At 38.9% G+C, this 17,850-nt stretch carries 14 protein-coding genes and 3 pseudogenes; 11 read left to right on the top strand and 6 right to left on the bottom strand.

From position 1 onward, the window contains the following. Nucleotides 1-40 precede the first annotated feature (40 nt). The 6 genes and pseudogenes from rpsA to BTN50_RS08295 all read left to right on the top strand — a co-directional run bounded on the left by rpsA (nt 41) and on the right by BTN50_RS08295 (nt 6,015). Nucleotides 41-1,711, top strand: a complete 1,671-nt coding sequence (gene rpsA / locus BTN50_RS08270) for a 30S ribosomal protein S1 (RefSeq protein WP_096619779.1) — start codon at nt 41-43, stop codon at nt 1,709-1,711. A 69-nt stretch (nt 1,712-1,780) separates the two neighbouring features. Beyond that, entirely contained in the window at nt 1,781-2,062 is a 282-nt protein-coding gene (ihfB, locus tag BTN50_RS08275) for an integration host factor subunit beta (protein WP_096619780.1), read from the top strand. A 159-nt stretch (nt 2,063-2,221) separates the two neighbouring features. Continuing rightward, nucleotides 2,222-2,506 carry a LapA family protein gene (locus tag BTN50_RS08280; RefSeq protein ID WP_096619781.1) on the top strand — a complete coding sequence of 95 codons (285 nt, stop codon included), beginning with the start codon at nt 2,222-2,224 and terminating at the stop codon, nt 2,504-2,506. A gap of 6 nt (nt 2,507-2,512) precedes the next feature. Next, nucleotides 2,513-3,682, top strand: coding sequence for a lipopolysaccharide assembly protein LapB (gene lapB / locus BTN50_RS08285; RefSeq protein ID WP_096619782.1), 1,170 nt, complete (start codon nt 2,513-2,515; stop codon nt 3,680-3,682). Between the two features lie 6 nt (nt 3,683-3,688). Then, the gene (gene pyrF / locus BTN50_RS08290; RefSeq protein ID WP_096619783.1) at nt 3,689-4,384 is read left to right on the top strand and encodes an orotidine-5'-phosphate decarboxylase; all 696 of its coding nucleotides are present in this window, start codon (nt 3,689-3,691) and stop codon (nt 4,382-4,384) included. Nucleotides 4,385-5,121: 737 nt separating this feature from the next. Further along, nucleotides 5,122-6,015 (top strand): annotated as a pseudogene (locus BTN50_RS08295) (IS5 family transposase). A gap of 99 nt (nt 6,016-6,114) precedes the next feature. Here BTN50_RS08295 and BTN50_RS08300 read toward each other — a convergent pair. From BTN50_RS08300 to queC, 6 genes and pseudogenes are all read right to left on the bottom strand, one after another. After that, nucleotides 6,115-6,756, bottom strand: coding sequence for a TIGR04219 family outer membrane beta-barrel protein (locus BTN50_RS08300; protein WP_096619784.1), 642 nt, complete (start codon nt 6,754-6,756; stop codon nt 6,115-6,117). Between the two features lie 189 nt (nt 6,757-6,945). Continuing rightward, nucleotides 6,946-7,155, bottom strand: a complete 210-nt coding sequence (locus BTN50_RS08305; RefSeq protein WP_096619785.1) for an envelope stress response protein PspG — start codon at nt 7,153-7,155, stop codon at nt 6,946-6,948. A gap of 167 nt (nt 7,156-7,322) precedes the next feature. After that, nucleotides 7,323-8,348, bottom strand: a complete 1,026-nt coding sequence (gene dusA, locus BTN50_RS08310; RefSeq protein ID WP_096619786.1) for a tRNA dihydrouridine(20/20a) synthase DusA — start codon at nt 8,346-8,348, stop codon at nt 7,323-7,325. Between the two features lie 104 nt (nt 8,349-8,452). Beyond that, nucleotides 8,453-9,277 (bottom strand): annotated as a pseudogene (locus BTN50_RS11590) (IS5 family transposase); the annotation flags it as partial. A 105-nt stretch (nt 9,278-9,382) separates the two neighbouring features. Beyond that, nucleotides 9,383-11,056 (bottom strand): glutamine--tRNA ligase, encoded by a 1,674-nt coding sequence (glnS, locus tag BTN50_RS08325; RefSeq protein ID WP_096619789.1) that lies wholly within the window; start codon nt 11,054-11,056, stop codon nt 9,383-9,385. A gap of 1,085 nt (nt 11,057-12,141) precedes the next feature. Beyond that, on the bottom strand, nt 12,142-12,828 hold the full coding sequence (gene queC / locus BTN50_RS08335) for a 7-cyano-7-deazaguanine synthase QueC (RefSeq protein WP_223823277.1): 687 nt from the start codon (nt 12,826-12,828) through the stop codon (nt 12,142-12,144). Between the two features lie 423 nt (nt 12,829-13,251). On the opposite strand from queC, the gene BTN50_RS12540 reads away from it, so the two are divergent. From BTN50_RS12540 to BTN50_RS08355, 5 genes and pseudogenes are all read left to right on the top strand, one after another. Beyond that, the gene (locus tag BTN50_RS12540) at nt 13,252-13,461 is read left to right on the top strand and encodes a hypothetical protein (RefSeq protein ID WP_150137289.1); all 210 of its coding nucleotides are present in this window, start codon (nt 13,252-13,254) and stop codon (nt 13,459-13,461) included. Nucleotides 13,462-13,475: 14 nt separating this feature from the next. After that, on the top strand, nt 13,476-13,649 hold the full coding sequence (locus BTN50_RS12545) for a hypothetical protein (RefSeq protein ID WP_394336796.1): 174 nt from the start codon (nt 13,476-13,478) through the stop codon (nt 13,647-13,649). A gap of 249 nt (nt 13,650-13,898) precedes the next feature. After that, nucleotides 13,899-15,308, top strand: a complete 1,410-nt coding sequence (locus BTN50_RS08345; protein ID WP_096619791.1) for a replicative DNA helicase — start codon at nt 13,899-13,901, stop codon at nt 15,306-15,308. Nucleotides 15,309-15,320: 12 nt separating this feature from the next. Further along, the gene (gene alr / locus BTN50_RS08350) at nt 15,321-16,397 is read left to right on the top strand and encodes an alanine racemase (RefSeq protein WP_096619792.1); all 1,077 of its coding nucleotides are present in this window, start codon (nt 15,321-15,323) and stop codon (nt 16,395-16,397) included. A 761-nt stretch (nt 16,398-17,158) separates the two neighbouring features. Next, nucleotides 17,159-17,823 (top strand): annotated as a pseudogene (locus tag BTN50_RS08355) (transposase). Nucleotides 17,824-17,850: the final 27 nt, after the last annotated feature.

Here is a 17,850-nt window from a genome sequence, read left to right on the forward strand (position 1 = left end):
AGGATACCAGTGGACGTTTAAATAATTGAAGATCAAATTAATGACTGAATCTTTTGCTTCACTCTTTGAAGAATCTCTAAGAGAGATTGAAACTCGCCCTGGTGCCATAGTTAAAGGTACTATCATAGCTATTACGAACGGTTACGTCCTTGTTGATGCTGGCCTGAAATCTGAGTCTTCTATCCCTGCAGAACAATTCAAAAATGCTGCTGGCGAGCTAGAAGTTGTAGTTGGTTCTGAGGTTGACGTAGCGTTAGACGCGATCGAAGATGGTTTCGGTGAAACGCAGCTTTCTCGTGAAAAAGCAAAACGTCATGAAGCTTGGATCCAACTAGAAACAGCTTACGAAGAAGCTGAAACTGTTCTTGGTGTTATTAACGGTAAAGTTAAAGGCGGTTTCACTGTTGAGCTAAATGGTATCCGTGCGTTCCTCCCTGGTTCACTGGTTGACGTTCGCCCAGTTCGTGACACTTCTCATCTAGAAGGCAAAGAGCTGGAGTTTAAAGTTATCAAGTTAGACCAGAAACGTAACAACATTGTTGTTTCTCGTCGTGCTGTGATCGAATCCGAAAACAGTGTTGAGCGTGATGAACTGCTTGCATCTCTACAAGAAGGTATGGAAGTTAAAGGTATTGTCAAGAACTTAACTGACTACGGCGCATTCGTAGATTTAGGAGGTGTTGACGGCCTGCTTCACATCACTGATATGGCTTGGAAACGTGTTAAGCATCCATCAGAAATAGTTAACGTTGGAGGCGAAATTTTAGTTAAAGTTCTTAAATTTGACCGTGACCGTACACGCGTATCACTAGGTCTTAAACAACTTGGTGAAGATCCATGGGTAGCAATTGCTAACCGTTACCCAGAAAGCCACAAATTGACAGGGCGGGTAACTAATTTGACTGATTATGGGTGCTTTGTAGAAATCGAAGAAGGAGTTGAAGGGCTAGTACACGTTTCTGAAATGGACTGGACTAATAAAAATATTCACCCATCTAAAGTTGTTAACGTGAATGATGAAGTTGATGTTATGGTTCTGGACATTGACGAAGAGCGCCGCCGCATCAGCTTAGGTCTGAAACAATGTAAAGCTAACCCTTGGCAGTCGTTTGCAGAAACGCAAAACAAGGGTAATCATGTTACTGGTAAGATTAAATCAATCACTGACTTTGGGATATTCATCGGTTTAGACGGTGGCATCGATGGTCTGGTACACCTGTCTGATATCTCTTGGCATATTATAGGCGAAGAAGCAGTACGCGACTTCAAAAAAGGTGATGAAATTTCTGCAGTAGTTCTTCAGGTTGATGCTGAGCGTGAACGTATCTCACTTGGCATTAAGCAAATGAAAGAAGACCCATTCAACAGCTATCTGGTTGATTTTAAGAAAGGTACAATTGTTAAGGGCAAAGTAACTGCTGTTGATGCTAAAGGCGCAACTATTGAACTTATTGAAGGCGTTGAAGGCTATCTACGTGCTTCTGAAACATCACGTGACCGTGTTGAGGATGCAACTCTTATTTTGGCTGTTGGTGACGAAGTTGAAGCGAAATTTACTGGTGTAGATCGTAAGAATCGCATGGTTAACCTCTCTATTCGAGCGAAAGATGAAGCCAACGAGCAAGAAGCTATGACAACTCTTAATAAAGTAGATGATACTGTCTTTGGTAATGCAATGGCTGATGCTTTCAAAGCTGCGAAAAGTGAATAATTTAGTGCCGTGGAAAAAATATTTTTCTATGATTATGCTGTTGATAAACTTACTAAAAGTGGGGTATCCATGACCAAGTCTGAGTTAATCGAGAGACTATGTAGTCAGCAAACTCATCTTTCTGCCAAACGAATAGAAGATGTCATCAAGGAGATCCTTGAACACATGGCCACTGCACTCGAAGAGGGTAACCGAATTGAGATCCGTGGCTTCGGTAGTTTTTCATTGCACTATCGCGCTCCTCGCATTGGGCGCAATCCAAAAACTGGTGATAAAGTTGAGTTGGATGGTAAATACGTTCCTCACTTCAAACCAGGAAAGGAGCTTCGTGATCGCATCAACCTTAGTTGATTTGCTTTTGAATAAAAAAACGGCATATGTTATGTATGCCGTTTTTTTATATCTCATGGAATGGTCTGACAAACCAAATTACGGAATAATCAGACATAAATAGTATGACTACTATTTAGTGAATGTTTATTGTTTACTGAAATTTTATAGGAAGTGATTGTGAATATTATTGGTATAGTAATACTCGTTCTGTGTTTTTTTATCACGCTAGCCCTTGGTGCTCAAAATCAAGAAATAGTTAAAATTAACTATTTAGTCGCTCAGGGAGAGTTCAAACTATCTTTACTTCTGGGTGTCATATTCGGCACCGGATTCACACTCGGTTGGTTAATATGCAGTATTCCTTATCTCAAAGTTTGTATGTCTGCGGCTATACTCAAGAAACAAGTAAATAAACAGCGCAAAGAACTGGATAAACTCCGTACTGACCCAGTTAAGGAATAATTTTAAATGCTTGAACTGTTGTTTCTATTACTACCGATCGCCGCTGGATATGGTTGGTACATGGGTAATAGGAATACTCGTTACCGTCGTCAGGATCAATCTCATCATTTGTCACGCCAATATGTAGCTGGTCTTAATTTACTCTTATCAGATCAATCTGATAAAGCAGTCGACCTATTCATTGAACTGCTCCAAGTTGACAATGAGACAATCGATACTCACTTAACACTCGGGAACCTGTTTCGTTCTCGTGGCGAAGTCGATCGTGCTATCCGTATCCACCAAAATTTAATTGCTCGTCCAAACCTCACACAAGATCAACGTAATCTTGCCTTACAACAACTTGCCAAAGACTATATGGTTGCAGGTTTCTTTGACCGTGCAGAAAAAATTTTCCACCAGTTAATTGGAGAGCCTGATTATAAAGAATTTGCCTTGCAACAACTACTTGCTATTTATCAGCAAACTCGTGAATGGGAAAAAGCGATTGAGATTGCTAGTCGATTAGTTAAAGCGGGAAAAAATAAACTTAAGCGTGACATCTCTCATTTTTACTGTGAACTTGCAATGCAGTCCACTACGGATAGTGATGATAAGGTTGTCAGGCAACTCCTTCGTAAAGCATTGTCAGTAGATAAATCATGTGTGCGAGCATCGTTAATATTGGCACGCTTAGACATTGATGAAAAAGACTATAAAGGTGCTGTAAAACTATTAGAATCGGTGCTCGATCAAGATCCTGACTTTGTCAGTGAAGCACTTCCAATGCTTGAAGGCTGCTATCACGATATGGAGAAAAACATGGCATTCGTCCGTTTCCTTAAACTTTGTATCGAAAAAAATACCGGTGTATCTGCTGAATTGATGATGTCAGATATTATTAACTGCCATGAAAACGCAGCAATGGCGCAGACGTTTCTCACTAGGCAATTGACGAAAAATCCTACAATGAAAGGTTTTCATAAGCTTATGGAACTTCATGTAGAGCAAGCGGAAGAAGGCCGTGCAAAATCGAGCTTAAATACACTAAAGCATCTCGTTGAAGAACAGCTCAAAATAAAGCCTAATTATCGTTGCTGGAAATGTGGTTTTTCAACGCATGCGTTGTACTGGCACTGCCCTTCTTGTAAAGGGTGGGGCTTAATTAAACCTATCAAAGGGTTAGATGGAGAATAAGTAAAAATGCTGGACCCAAAAATAATTGTTGCATTGGATTACCCAAATATTAATAATGCACTAACATTTGTTGATCGCATAGAACCTGGTAGTTGCCATCTGAAAGTGGGAAAAGAAATGTTTACCCTATATGGCCCAGATTATATACGCCAATTACACACGCGCGGTCACACCGTGTTCTTAGACCTTAAGTTTCATGATATTCCAAATACGTGTGCGCGGGCCGTTGCTGCGGCAGCTGAATTGGGCGTGTGGATGGTTAATATTCATGCCATTGGTGGCGAGCGAATGATGGTTGCAGCACGTGAAGCATTAGAGTCTTATGGTAAAGACAAACCATTATTGATTGGTATTACGGTACTAACTAGTATGGAACAAAGTGACCTTGATGGTGTTGGTATTAGTCACGCTACTCAAGTCCACGTTATGTCTTTGGCAACCTTAATGTATAACAGTGGTTTAGATGGTGTCGTTTGTTCTGCACATGAGTCCAGCATGCTTAAATCAGCATTGGGAGCTGAATTTCAGTTGGTAACGCCAGGTATTCGCCCAGTAGGCAGTGATGCTCATGATCAGCGTCGAATTATGACACCAGTTGAAGCTGTTGCTGCTGGTTCTGACTATCTCGTAATAGGACGTCCTATTACGCAAGCGGATGACCCAATGTCAGTGTTGACAGCAATTAACGCTATGTTAGCGTAATTCTTACTATACAAAATATCCAACAAATGGCTTGTAACGGAATGAGCTGCAATGCAACCTACATATATAGTAATGTCAATCGAATGAAGACATTGAATACTCCTAGGATGGCTTCATCATAAATCTCTCACTCTTGAGATACTCGCTTTAAAGTGGCTCGAAGAGGCTATTCAGCAAACTAAACATATCTTGGTGCGTAAATATTATTTACCTCCAAGCAAGTTATGCGGATGGTTTTAGACATTGGGCTATTCCGTAATTGCTCTATTCTAAGATTCTGCGTAAGCAATTAATAAACCTTATATACCAATCAGTCACATGCTTTAACATAGTGTTTTCGTTACAAGAAGAACTAAAAACTAAGAACAAAAATACGCATATTGAGCAATAAAAACAAAGCCACTGTCCAAGCAAGCAATTTAGCATGGATAATGGGCTTTATTTCCTAATTCAAGTTCAGGTAGCAAATTACAACATGATTAGCTATTAGATAATCGCTTTCGTATTAAGCATACCTAGTCTTGTCAGCTTATTGAACGCTTTTATCATGATCAAAGTTTCGCTAGTCTGAGTTTCATAATCCCTTAGGATCAATATCCCTACTAGTAGTTTTTGACTCGAACCATTACTGTTTTTGCTAAGAAACGTTTATGGTAGTCAGCTTTATTTCTTAGATAAGGGGACTAAATTTTCAATAAGCATTCTAAACAGTTAGGCTCACTTAAATGTTCAGATCTATGAATAATCTTCACTACAAAACAAATAACTGGGAGCAGTACAATGAAGCTTTAATCAATTGTGGCTCACTAACATTCTGGATTGATAAAGAAGCCACTCAGCTATGGAGTCAAACTAAGCGGATGGTCATCATGAAAGACCTCGTTTATTTAGCCACTTAACCATTACAACAGCTCTCATAGTTAAACGCTTGTTTTCAATGCCATTGAAAGATCTGCAAAAATTCATTGATTCTGTTTTCAAACTTGCTCAACTGCTGTTGTCATACCCTCACTAGTCATACATTAGTAAGCGAGCTAAAACAGTGAACATTACGTTCAAAACGAAGACTAAAGGCACTATCTAACACTGAACCATTAATTTTACAGAGCTCAAAGTATACGGTGAAGACGAATAAAAAGTAAAAAAAGCATAGCAATGATGGGAAACGGTAAATATAAATGCACATGGGATCATTGCCGTTAAATAAGTGTATTAAATGTGACTGACAGCGCAGTGTTACTTAACTGACTCAAACAGACCCGCCGAAGAATCCATGCAATACCAAGCGATGAGTGTTCATGACACCAGACAATATCACGAAACCACTCGCATTAAATAAGCGGTTCCCATCATTCCACAAAAAAATAGCCACTTTTGGGGAACGAAATCATCCACGTAATTTAGCGGTCAGTGACCAGAAGTTACACGGTTCCAATAAGCGTTAGAAAATGAAGTGTGGTTACCATAAATGTTCCTTGTAAGAGATAGTAATGGTTCGAATCAAAAAATTTCTGAGAAAAACATTGAGCCTGAGGGATCAGAATGCTCAGATGAGTGAGACTTACGCCATGATACAAGCGTTAAACAAGCTGACAGAACTAAGCATGCCTAAAACAAAAATGGTTGCCTAATAGTGAATCATCTTGGGATTTGCTATCTAAATCCGAAGTAGGAAATAAAATCATGTGGGACCCTCAAAATACGTCGTTTTTTTCATTCAAAATGGAAGATTAGAAGGCAAATGCAATACCGCTAAAGAAGCCATTATTTTGGAATTTACCGTTATTAGTACCGAAGTAATTGAATTTATAATTTTGAATACGGTAACCCACCCTGAAATTTAAGTCTGCCGCAACTAAGCCTAGAGTAAACAAAATACCCGCTTCACCATCAACGGTGTTGGTTTCATTGTAACTACCAACACTACAGCTACCAAATAGAGAAACAAGCGTTGTTGGAATGCCTAGACGTACATCACTGTATATGTTTGGCTGCCATTCGTCGAAGTTTAGGTTGTTAAAACGGCCTGTAAATTTTTGCAAGTTCAAGCCGATGTCAAAAGAGATGAGATTATTATCTAAAATTTCATAATACGTAATGAAATCATATTGCGTAAAATCAGTCTTAGATTTTTCTGACGCAACACCAGTGTAACGCACTTTTGCATTAGGGATCAGCGGAATAAAGTGCTCAAACGCAATGTAATAAGAAGATTGAATACTGGCATCATCCACATGAATATCATTGGTTTTAGCACCCGCGTACCAAGCATCAGTACCGATTTTGGCCCCTAGAAGTACTGCAGATTGCGCTGGTATTGCAAATGCTCCAGCAGCTGCTAACACGACAATAGAAAGATTAATTTTTTTCATTGAAAGGGTCCCGCCTAACTTTATTAAAATATGTTTATACTAACTATAGCAAAATATAATTAGTTATTAAAACCACTGGATATTTATGCGAGACAGTTCATATTAATAACAGTGTAAACCTTTGATTTTAAATTAATATCCGCTTGCTCATTGATAGAGACGAGCACGCTTTGAGTATTAATCACGGTACTAAGTTGCATGCTTATTACTGCCTTTCAACAACCACATCACCACTACAATCAATACAAGCCAAAACAGCAGTTTAAATATCAGGTCAATCATGCCAACAAGCGCCATTATAACGAATCCAAATGCTACCGCGACAATAATACCGATAAGGCTCCACCCCATCGCCAGCAATACAATTGTAAATCCTACCAAAAATAAAGATACAATCATTATATCATCCTAACACTCCTTGATCGATTAGATTGCAGGAAGCGATCCAACTTTAATAGTTAAATAATATACATTATAAATAAAGCCCTGTTTAGAGTATGGCTTAATAATTTAGTTCCCTAATTTAGGAAACGAAACCCAACTAACTTAGTCGTACTCGTTCACACTTATATATTCAGCTCAGAGGATATTTTTGTCAGTGCAGTTTCTAACACTTCAATGCCTGAACCAGGCTTGTGAGCATTCTCACTGATGTAACGACGCCATTGACGTGCACCAGGAATATTTTGAAAAACACCAAGCATATGGCGACTAATATGGTTCAAGTAAGAACCATTACTCAGTTGTACCTCAATGTATGGGAACATCGCTTTTACCGCATCACTACGCTTGATGATTGGAGCATTACTACCAAACAGACGCTGATCCACTTCTGCCAACATATATGGATTTTGGTATGCTGCACGACCAATCATTACACCATCCATGAACATCAGGTGTGTTTTCGCTTCTTCAAGTGATTTAATACCGCCGTTAATGCCAATAGTTAGGTGTGAGCAATCTTTCTTTAATTGGTAAACGCGCGAGTAATTCAGTGGTGGAATTTCACGGTTTTCTTTCGGACTTAAACCAGAGAGCCATGCTATACGCGCATGAATGGTGAAATTACTGCAACCGGATCTCTCGTGAACAATGCGCACAAAATTTATCAAAAATTCGTAGCTGTTTTGGTCATCAATACCAATGCGAGTCTTCACTGTCACTGGGATATCCACCACTTCTTTCATAGCGGAAATGCACTGCGCCACTAGATTAGCTTCACCCATCAAGCATGCCCCGAAGCGACCATTTTGCACACGGTCAGATGGGCAACCAACATTTAGGTTAATTTCATCATAACCACGTTCAACCGCCAGCTTGGCACACATCGCCAGATCAATCGGGTTGGAACCACCTAACTGTAATGCAACCGGATGATCTTCATCATTACAGCGCAAAAGATTTTTTTTACCATGGATCATGGCACCCGTGGTTACCATCTCTGAATAAAGTAGTGTATTTTTAGAAAAAAGACGGTGGAAATGTTGACAATGATGGTCAGTCCAATTCAGCATTGGTGCAACAGAAAAATGGGTAGTAGTGAAAAACGGCTCTAAATCAGGTGTAACCTGTGTATTCGATAGTTGAGTCATATTTTTCAATTGCCTATAATTACTGTAAAGTCACTAATTTTTTGTATATTTCTGGTTGGTTTCCTAATTTAAGTTCCGATAGCAAATCCCAACATAATTCACTATTAGACAATCTCTTTCGTTTGAAGCATACTTAGCCCTGTCAACTTATTTAACGTTTTTATCATTATGTAGGTTTCTTTAATCTGAGCATTGTGATCCCTTAGGCTTAATAGCCCTCCGAGAAGTTTTTTGACTCGCAACATTGCTGTCTCTGACAGGGGACGTTTATGACAACTATGCCTCACTTTACAATGCTAATTTGCACCGTATAACTGCTGGCAACTTTGTTTCCAAAAGTTGCTCCTTTTCTTGGTACAATGAGTAGAAACGCTCGTTTAATACGAATGGTTGCATAACATTGTCTGGTGTCGTAAGCTCCATTACCTGATATTTTATCAATTCTTTAGCGAGTCCATTTGAATAAATCAGGTAGCATTCATCGCCAGTCACAGTTGATGCATTTGACTCAGCCGTAATGATCTCATGCGTCTTTATATTTACCGCTAAATTTAATTTACACCAAACTCGTTGTTTCCCATAAATACCATGCTTCTTTAGTTACCATTCGTCTTTACCGTAGATTTTGAGCCTCGTAAAATCAATGGTTAATGCTGGCTGGTTCCTTTATTCTTCGCCTTGAATACGACGTTAACTCTTTTAGCGCACTTGCTAATGCATGAGTAATGAGGGCATAATCACGGCAACTGAGCAAGTTTTAAAATATAACTGATGAATCCTGACAGACCCCTCAATGGTATTAAAAATACATATTTAACCACGAGGGCTGTCGTAATGGCTAAGTCACTCAATAAACGAGGTCTCTCATTATTACTCAGCTTAGTTTGATCCCATAGCTGGATGGCTTCTTCATCACTCCAACATGTTAGGATCTGCTATCTGAACTTGAATTAAGAAACAAAGCTCGTCTTCATAGAATTTAGTCATTACTTAAAATAGTCAGCATTAAATTTTTATACCCCGGTTTTTTATCTTCAATGATTAGCTTTCATTTTAGCCCAGGTATCGCGAAGACCAACTGTTCGATTAAAAACAAGTGTATCTTCATTACTGTCTTTGCGATCAAGACAAAAATATCCTATGCGCTCAAATTGGAATGCGCGTTCTTTGTCTGCTATTTTAAGGCTTGGTTCAACGTATCCGCGCATTACAATGAGAGACTTATGATTTATTAGTGACGCAAAATTATTTGCAATGTTTGGATTTGCTTCTGTAAATAAATAATCATACAAACGTATTTCAGCTTCAACACCTGCATCAGCAGATACCCAATGGATAACCCCTTTAGGCTTATGGTCATCTATAGGATCTTTACCTAAGGTTTCTGAATCATAGCTACAGAAAATAGTTGTAATATTGCCATCTTCATCTTTTTCACAGTGCTCAGCTTTCACCATATACGCATTACGCAAACGAACTTTTTTCCCTAATACCAAACGCTTGTACTTCTTATTCGCTTCTTCGCGAAAATCTTCACGTTCAATCCAAATTTCACGGCTGAACGGAATTTCACGAGTACCCATGTCAGGTCTATTCGGGTGGTTCGGTACAGTTAATATTTCAATCTTATCTTTTGCATAATTTTCGATAACCACTTTAACGGGATCAAGAACAGCCATGGCGCGTGGTGCATTTTCATTTAAATCATCACGTAAACATGATTCCAATGCACTCATTTCAATGGTATTGTCTTGCTTCGTTACACCGATTCGCTTACAGAATTCACGAATTGCCGCAGGCGTATAACCTCGGCGACGTAAACCGGCAATGGTCGGCATACGCGGATCATCCCAACCATTAACCAAGTTTTCACTCACCAGTATACTCAGCTTACGCTTTGACATCACAGTATATTCAAGGTTTAGGCGGCTAAATTCGTACTGGCGTGGATGACGTTCAATCATAATATTATTCAGTATCCAATCGTAAAGACGACGGTTATCTTGAAATTCTAATGTACACAGGCTGTGAGTAATCCCTTCAAGAGCATCTGAAATACAATGAGTGAAATCATACATCGGGTAAATACACCATTTATCACCAGTTTTATGGTGCTTCGCAAAACGCACACGATAAAGAACGGGATCACGCATCACCATAAATGAAGACGTCATATCAATCTTGGCACGTAGGCATGCTTTACTTTCTGCAAAATCTCCGTTTCTCATTTTTTCAAATAACGAAATATTTTCTTCTACGCTTCGATCTCGGTATGGACTGTACTTCCCTGCTTCCGTCAACGTCCCGCGGAATTTTCGTATTTCCTCGGGACTCAACTCTTCAACATATGCCAAGCCTTTTTCAATTAGCTCGATAGCATAACCATGCAGACAATCGAAGTAATCTGATGAATAACACACTGCACCATCCCACTGAAAACCAAGCCAATTAACATCTTCTTTGATTGATTCAACAAACTCTATATCTTCTTTTGCAGGATTTGTGTCATCAAAACGCAGATTACACTGACCTTGATAGTCTTTTGCAATGCCAAAATTCAAACAAATAGATTTAGCATGACCAATATGTAAATAGCCATTTGGTTCAGGCGGAAAACGCGTGTGGATGGTCACATGAGCACCACTCGCTAAGTCTTTGTTGATGATTTGGCGTATAAAGTTGCTTGAATAAGCCCCACATTCACTCATCAAAATACCTCATAAGAAGATCAGCATTTAGCTTATTAAAAATATTATTAAATAATCTCAGATTCTGGTTATTTACTCAACCACTCCTAAGTGTTGAAGCACCAATCAAGCAAAAAAATAGGCTAAGTACAGGATTCATGTAGCTTTGTTTCCTAATTTGAGCTCAAATAGCAAATCCCAACATGATTCACTATGAGACCATCGCTTCTGTTATTAGGCATACCTAGCCCTTGTAAACTTATTTAACGCTTTTATCATGCCGCAGGTTTCGCTAATCTGAACATTGTAATTCCTTAAGCTCAATGTCCTTTGAAAAATTTTTTAACTCGAGATATTACCATCTATGATAAGGAACATTTATGGTCACTATGTTTGCCAATGCTACTCTGAACCACATAACTGCTGGCAATTAACTACTAAATTATACGGATAACATAATTTCTCAAAAGTTATTCTTTATTTTGGGTGGGATGGTTGGAGCTGCTCATTCAATTCGATGAGTTCGTAATATTACCGGGAATCATAAGCACCATTGCCTATATTTTATGAATTCTCTGGCAGGTCTATTTGAGCAAGTTAAATAGCACTACACCATGAGTCATATGTAATGCACTTAACTCAGCAGCAATGGCTAAGTACTAGATGGTTCCTTCCGTCTTCGTCTTAAACACAACGTTAACCGTTTTGGATCACTTGCTAATGCATGAATAATGAGGGCACAGTCACGGTAGTTGAACAAGTTTGAAAACAAAATTAATTGATTCTTGCAAACCTCACCATGGCCTTGATTGGCAATACAAGCCGTCATAATGGCTAAGTTGCGAAATGAACGAGGTCTCCCATGATTACTTTGTTTAGTTTGATCCTATAGCCGAATGGTTTTTTTTATAAATCCAGAATGTTACTGAACTAGAATTGATTAAAGCTTGGTTATACTGCTCTCAGTTAGTTCTTTTGTAACGGAACTTGTCCATAAACCTGAATATTTAAGCAAGTTTAGCTATTTTGAGCATAAATTGATAATTTAGCTTCCTTATTTAAAGAGCAAAGCCACTGGCTATTTGAGTAACAATGAGACAATAGAGTTATTGCATAATATTATTACATTTTTTATTGATATAGCTATTTAAGCCTTTTTGACGCAACTTGCAAGCAGAACAATCACCACAACCGCTTCCGATAACACCATGATAACAAGTTAATGTATTATCACGAATATACTCAAATTTATTGAGCTTGTCGGCTAATGCCCACGTTTCTGCTTTGTTCAGCCACATTAGAGGGGTGCGTATTTCTAGTTGGTGATCCATGCCAAGTACCAAGGCCTTATTTATTGCCTGAACGAAATCATTCCGGCAATCTGGGTAGCCGGAAAAATCTATTTCACACAAGCCAGTAATAACGGTTTCTGCACCTAACTGATACGCATAAATACACGTCAAAGTGAGAAACAAGATATTACGTCCAGGTACGAAAGAATTAGGTAATCCATTCTCTTGCAATTCATGGGATACAGGAATATTGTCACACGTCAGCGAGCTGCTCGTCAACTCATTTAATAGGCTAACATTCATAATTTTGTGCGATGTCGCACCAAGTTCTTTGACCACAGCTTCAGCAACCTTAATCTCTTGTTTGTGTCGCTGGCCATAATCGAAGGTCATGCAATGTACTTCGTCAAATTCAGGCAATGCCTGAACTAGACAAGTGGTAGAGTCCTGCCCACCACTAAATGCAATTACGGCTTTTTTCATAACAAAATCCTTAACCAATTTGTAGAGAGCTTCTTAATTGTGGAGTTTAGCGCAGAAGTGAAAGCAGCTCCACGGGTATCGTGCTTTTGAATAAGTTATATCAGTGGATTTTATTTACTAAACCAGGTAACTAAATCATTAATCTACGTTTTAGACAGCTTAAATCCACTGAAATATTTAAGTTTATAAGCAAATTTAGCTACAAAACAACCAACTGGAAGCAGTCCAATTGAACTTTAATCAATTGTAGCTAATTAGCATGCTAAATTTGTGCAGAAATCATTCAGCTATGAAATTAACTTAAGCATGATAATCGTGGGAGACCTCGTTTATTTCGTAACTTAGCCATTAAGATTGCTTTCATGGTCAAACAAATATTTTCAATGCAGTTGCAAGGTCTGTAAAAATTCATAATTTTATTTTACGCTTGCTTAACTGCTGTTGTCATGCTCTCATTATTCATGCATTAGTCAGCAAGCAAAAAGGATTAATATCGCGGTCAAAACGAAGAATCAAGGAATAATCCAGTACTTACCCATTAATTCTATGGTCCAAAAATCTACGGTTAAAGCGAATGAAAAATCAAAAAGCATGGCACTGATGGTTAAGTGCTGCTTAACTGCTCAAACCGCCACGCCAGAGAAGCAATGAGATAGCAGGAGATGATGCTTACGACACTAAACTGTGTTACGAAGCCGTTCGTATTAAACAAGCGACTTCACTCATCTCACCAAGAAAAGACGCTTCTGTTTGGGAACGAAGTCATCCGCGATAATGTAGAAGTTAGTTACCAAAAGTTATATGGTTCAAAGCAGTATTGGCAAACATGGTTACCATAAACGTTCCCTATCAGAGACGGCAAGATTCCGTGCTAAAAACTGCTCAGAAGAACATTGAACCCAAGGAATAATAATACCCAGATTAGCAAGGCCTACGTAATGATAGAAGCATTAAATAGGCCAACAGGATGGTATGCCTAAAATGCAAACCATCGTCCGAGAGTTAATCGTGTTGAAATATTTTATCTGAACTCGCATTAGGAAGCACAGCCAATATAATGACAGTACAACGACAAGGTATTAAGTAATATGGCAGAGCAACGCAACAAGCAATTTAACTCTAATCAACCCAAAGATCGTCAGATTGATGCCCTGAAAATGCCGCCACATTCTTTAGAAGCCGAACAATCAGTATTAGGGGGGTTAATGCTGGATAATGATCGCTGGGAAAATGTGGCTGGAAAAGTGGTTGCATCTGATTTTTACAGTCATTCACATCGCATGATCTTTGAAAGTACGAAACAGTTGCTTGATAGCGGTAATCCTCTAGATCTTATTACTCTGTCGCAACACCTCGAAAAACAAAATCACTTGCATGATGTGGGTGGTTTCGCTTACCTAGCAGATCTTGCCAAAAATACACCGAGTGCTGCTAACATTATCGCATACACTGATATTGTTCGTGAACGAGCGATAGTACGTAACCTTATCAGAGTCGCAAATGAAATTGCAGATGCAGGTTATGAACCTGAGGGACGTTCATCAGAAGATCTGCTTGACATGGCAGAGAGTAGAGTATTTGCTATCGCTGAAGAGCGTACCAGCGAAGGTGAAGGGCCTCAAAACGTTGAAGTAGTGCTGGAAAAAACCTTAGCGCGGATTGAATCACTGCTCAAAATTCCACATGATGGTGTGACAGGAGTGTCCACAGGTTTTACCGACTTGAATAAGAAAACAGCCGGCTTGCAAGAGTCAGATTTAATCATTGTCGCAGCTCGCCCATCCATGGGTAAAACAACTTTCGCGATGAATTTATGTGAAAATGCCGCAATGGATCAGGAAAAATCTGTTCTTATCTTTTCTCTAGAAATGCCGGCAGAACAGTTGATGATGAGAATGCTTGCGTCGTTCTCTCGTGTTAATCAAACCAAAATTCGGACTGGCCAGTTGGACGATAATGATTGGGCGCGTATTTCAACAACAATGGGTGTATTAACTCAAAAGAAAAACATGTACATTGATGATAGTTCAGCTCTGACGCCAACGGCTTTACGCTCACGCGCACGCCGTATTGCTCGTGATTGCGGTGGTCTTTCAATGATCATGGTTGATTATCTTCAATTGATGCGCGTTCCTGGCATGCAATATAATCGTACGTTAGAAATTGCTGAGATTAGTCGCTCTTTGAAGGCATTAGCAAAAGAACTGCATGTACCTGTTGTTGCTTTATCACAGCTTAACCGATCATTGGAGCAACGTGCCGACAAACGCCCAATTAACTCTGATTTGCGCGAATCAGGCGCGATAGAGCAAGACGCTGACCTTATTATGTTCATCTATCGTGATGAAGTTTATAATCCTGAGAGTCCGTTGAAAGGTATTGCCGAAATTATCATCGGTAAACAGCGTAATGGCCCTATTGGTTCAGTACGCTTGACCTTCCAAGGTCAATATTCACGTTTTGACAATTATACAGGCCCTGCGTTTCACGAAAAATAATGACGAGGTATTATGAAGGCGGCAACCGCTTATATTCAACTAAACAACTTGGTGCATAATCTTGGCATTGTTCGTACAAAAACAGCTAATAGTCGTGTATGGGCCACGATAAAAGCGAATGGCTACGGTCATGGTTTGTTGACTGTCGCGAATACGCTTGCATTCCATGCAGATGGGTTTGGTGTTGCTCGTTTAGAAGAAGCTCTGGCGATTAGAGCAGATAGCATAGAAACACCAATTTTATTACTTGAAGGTTTTTATGCTGCGAAAGACTTATCCCTATTGGTTAAGCATCAACTGCAAACTGCAGTGCATTGCATAGAACAGTTAGAAGCGCTTGAGCAAGCTATATTGGTAAGACCTCTACGAGTGTGGTTAAAAATCGATTCAGGCATGCATCGTATCGGTGTGCGTCCTGAGAATGTCAACATGTTCATCAAAAGATTAAATGCATGTCCAAATGTGGCGAAACCACTGCATTTTATGAGTCATTTTAGCTGTGCTGATGAGCTTGAAAATTCGGTAACACAGAAACAAATGATAGTGTTTTTTGATGCTATTGCAGGGCAGAAAGGTTACCGTTCACTGGCGGCATCATCAGGATGCTTCTTTTGGCCAAAGAGTCATTTAGACTGGGTAAGACCCGGTATTTGTCTTTATGGGATCTCATCGGTCTCATCTATCACGAGTAAAATACTTGGTTTGAAACCCGTGATGACCATGACGTCAAGTTTGATTGCCATTAAAAAAATAAAAAAAAGAGAATCGGTTGGTTATGGCGGGCGTTGGATAGCCGAAAATGATACCAGTATTGGTGTTGTCGCTATTGGCTACGGGGACGGATACCCGTACGTTGCTCCGGATGGCACGCCAGTGATAATTAACGGGAGAAGAGTGCCATTGGTTGGACGTATCTCAATGGACATGCTAACCATCGATTTAGGCTCGTACTCGCAGGATTGTGTAGGTGATGAAGTAATCTTGTGGGGAGAAAATCTCCCTGTTGAGGAGGTAGCTGCTCATATTGGAACAATTGGTTACGAGTTGGTCACCAGCATCACTTCGAGAGTTAACCTTGTATATACTTAAATCATGTAATCGGTAACTTTAAAAACGTCATCACTATTGTTAACTGCAACAACGGTTGCAGCTTGCTTATGTTTATCACTAAGCTAGAGTGAAAGTGATAAAATTACTGCCTAGGATATTGCAGTAACTTTTTTCAAAAGATCTAATGAAATTTTTACGAGTTATATTTTCTATAAGTTGATTATGGTTTAAAGGTAATACTCACATTCAATGAATGTAACCATGACTTTGCCGTGCATCTTTGCTGATTTTAAATACGCGCTAATTTTTCTATCAAGGTGTTTCAAACAAGTACAGGAGAGCCGACTTTCCCTCTCAATACATTGCATATAGAGTTACCAACAGTATGTTTATACTAAAAAATTGTATGCAGTAAAATCATCTGTACACCATAACGTAACTTTACATATAGATAAAATAATCGCAAAGTACATTGAATATTTTTTCTATGATAATCAAATACGCAAGCATTGATTTTTTAATCGGAATTCCCATGCAGACCAAAAACAACTGTCTCCTAATTTTCAAACATGACAGCCACATTAATACTAATGTGTAATACTAATGTGCAATACTTAACACTTAACACTTAACACTTAACACTTAACACTTAACACTTAACACTTAACACTTAACACTTAATACTTAATGCTGATTGCTAATATCGAATCGGTTATAGTCATACTTTTCTTCCCTAAATTAGGGAAATCAATTATTAACCTACGTTCTAAACAGTTAGCTTCACTGAAATATTCAAGCCTATAAACAAGCTACGTTACAAAAAAACCAACTGGAAGCAGTATAATCACGCTTTAATCAATCGTGGTTCACTCACATTCTTGATTGATGCAGAAGCTATTTAGCTATGAAATCAAACTAAGCAAGGCAATAATGGACGACCTCGTTCATTTAGCCACTTAACCATTACAACAGCACTCATGATTAAATGCGTATTAAATCATTGTTGCTAAGTTAAATGCATCAAATGTGACTGACGGTGAAATCCTACCTAACTTACTCAAATAGATCCGCCGAACAATTAACAAAATATCAGCCGATGGTGCTTACGACTAGACAATATCACGAAACCGTTTGTATTAGACGACCGGTTCCACTCAAACCACCAAGAAAAGGAGTAACTTTTAAGAACGAGGTCATCGCGCAATTTAGCGGTCAATTATCAAAAATTATACGGCTCAGATAAACACTAAAAAACGAGGTATGGTTACCATAAACGTTCCCTATCAGAGACAGCAATGTTTCGAGTCAAAAAGATACTTGAAGGGACATCAAGCTTAAGAAATTATAATACTCAGATTAGCGAGGCTTACACCATGATAAAAGCGTTAAATAAGCTGACCGGCTAAGTATGCCTAAAATAAAAGTAATTATTGAATCGTCAATTATGTTGAAATTTGCTCTTTAAATTCAAATTAGGAAATAAAACGTAACC

This window comes from Candidatus Enterovibrio altilux (genome assembly GCF_002381345.1).
In the GTDB taxonomy this organism is placed as follows: Bacteria; Pseudomonadota; Gammaproteobacteria; order Enterobacterales; family Vibrionaceae; genus Enterovibrio; species Enterovibrio altilux.

Coding starts and splice junctions, on each gene's coding strand:
- rpsA (WP_096619779.1), top strand. CDS start 41: ATGACTGAATCTTTTGCTTCACTCTTTGAAGAATCTCTAAGAGAGATT.
- ihfB (WP_096619780.1), top strand. CDS start 1,781: ATGACCAAGTCTGAGTTAATCGAGAGACTATGTAGTCAGCAAACTCAT.
- lapB (WP_096619782.1), top strand. CDS start 2,513: ATGCTTGAACTGTTGTTTCTATTACTACCGATCGCCGCTGGATATGGT.
- pyrF (WP_096619783.1), top strand. CDS start 3,689: ATGCTGGACCCAAAAATAATTGTTGCATTGGATTACCCAAATATTAAT.
- BTN50_RS08300 (WP_096619784.1), bottom strand. CDS start 6,756: ATGAAAAAAATTAATCTTTCTATTGTCGTGTTAGCAGCTGCTGGAGCA.
- BTN50_RS08305 (WP_096619785.1), bottom strand. CDS start 7,155: ATGATTGTATCTTTATTTTTGGTAGGATTTACAATTGTATTGCTGGCG.
- dusA (WP_096619786.1), bottom strand. CDS start 8,348: ATGACTCAACTATCGAATACACAGGTTACACCTGATTTAGAGCCGTTT.
- glnS (WP_096619789.1), bottom strand. CDS start 11,056: ATGAGTGAATGTGGGGCTTATTCAAGCAACTTTATACGCCAAATCATC.
- BTN50_RS12545 (WP_394336796.1), top strand. CDS start 13,476: ATGCTTACGACACTAAACTGTGTTACGAAGCCGTTCGTATTAAACAAG.
- BTN50_RS08345 (WP_096619791.1), top strand. CDS start 13,899: ATGGCAGAGCAACGCAACAAGCAATTTAACTCTAATCAACCCAAAGAT.
- alr (WP_096619792.1), top strand. CDS start 15,321: ATGAAGGCGGCAACCGCTTATATTCAACTAAACAACTTGGTGCATAAT.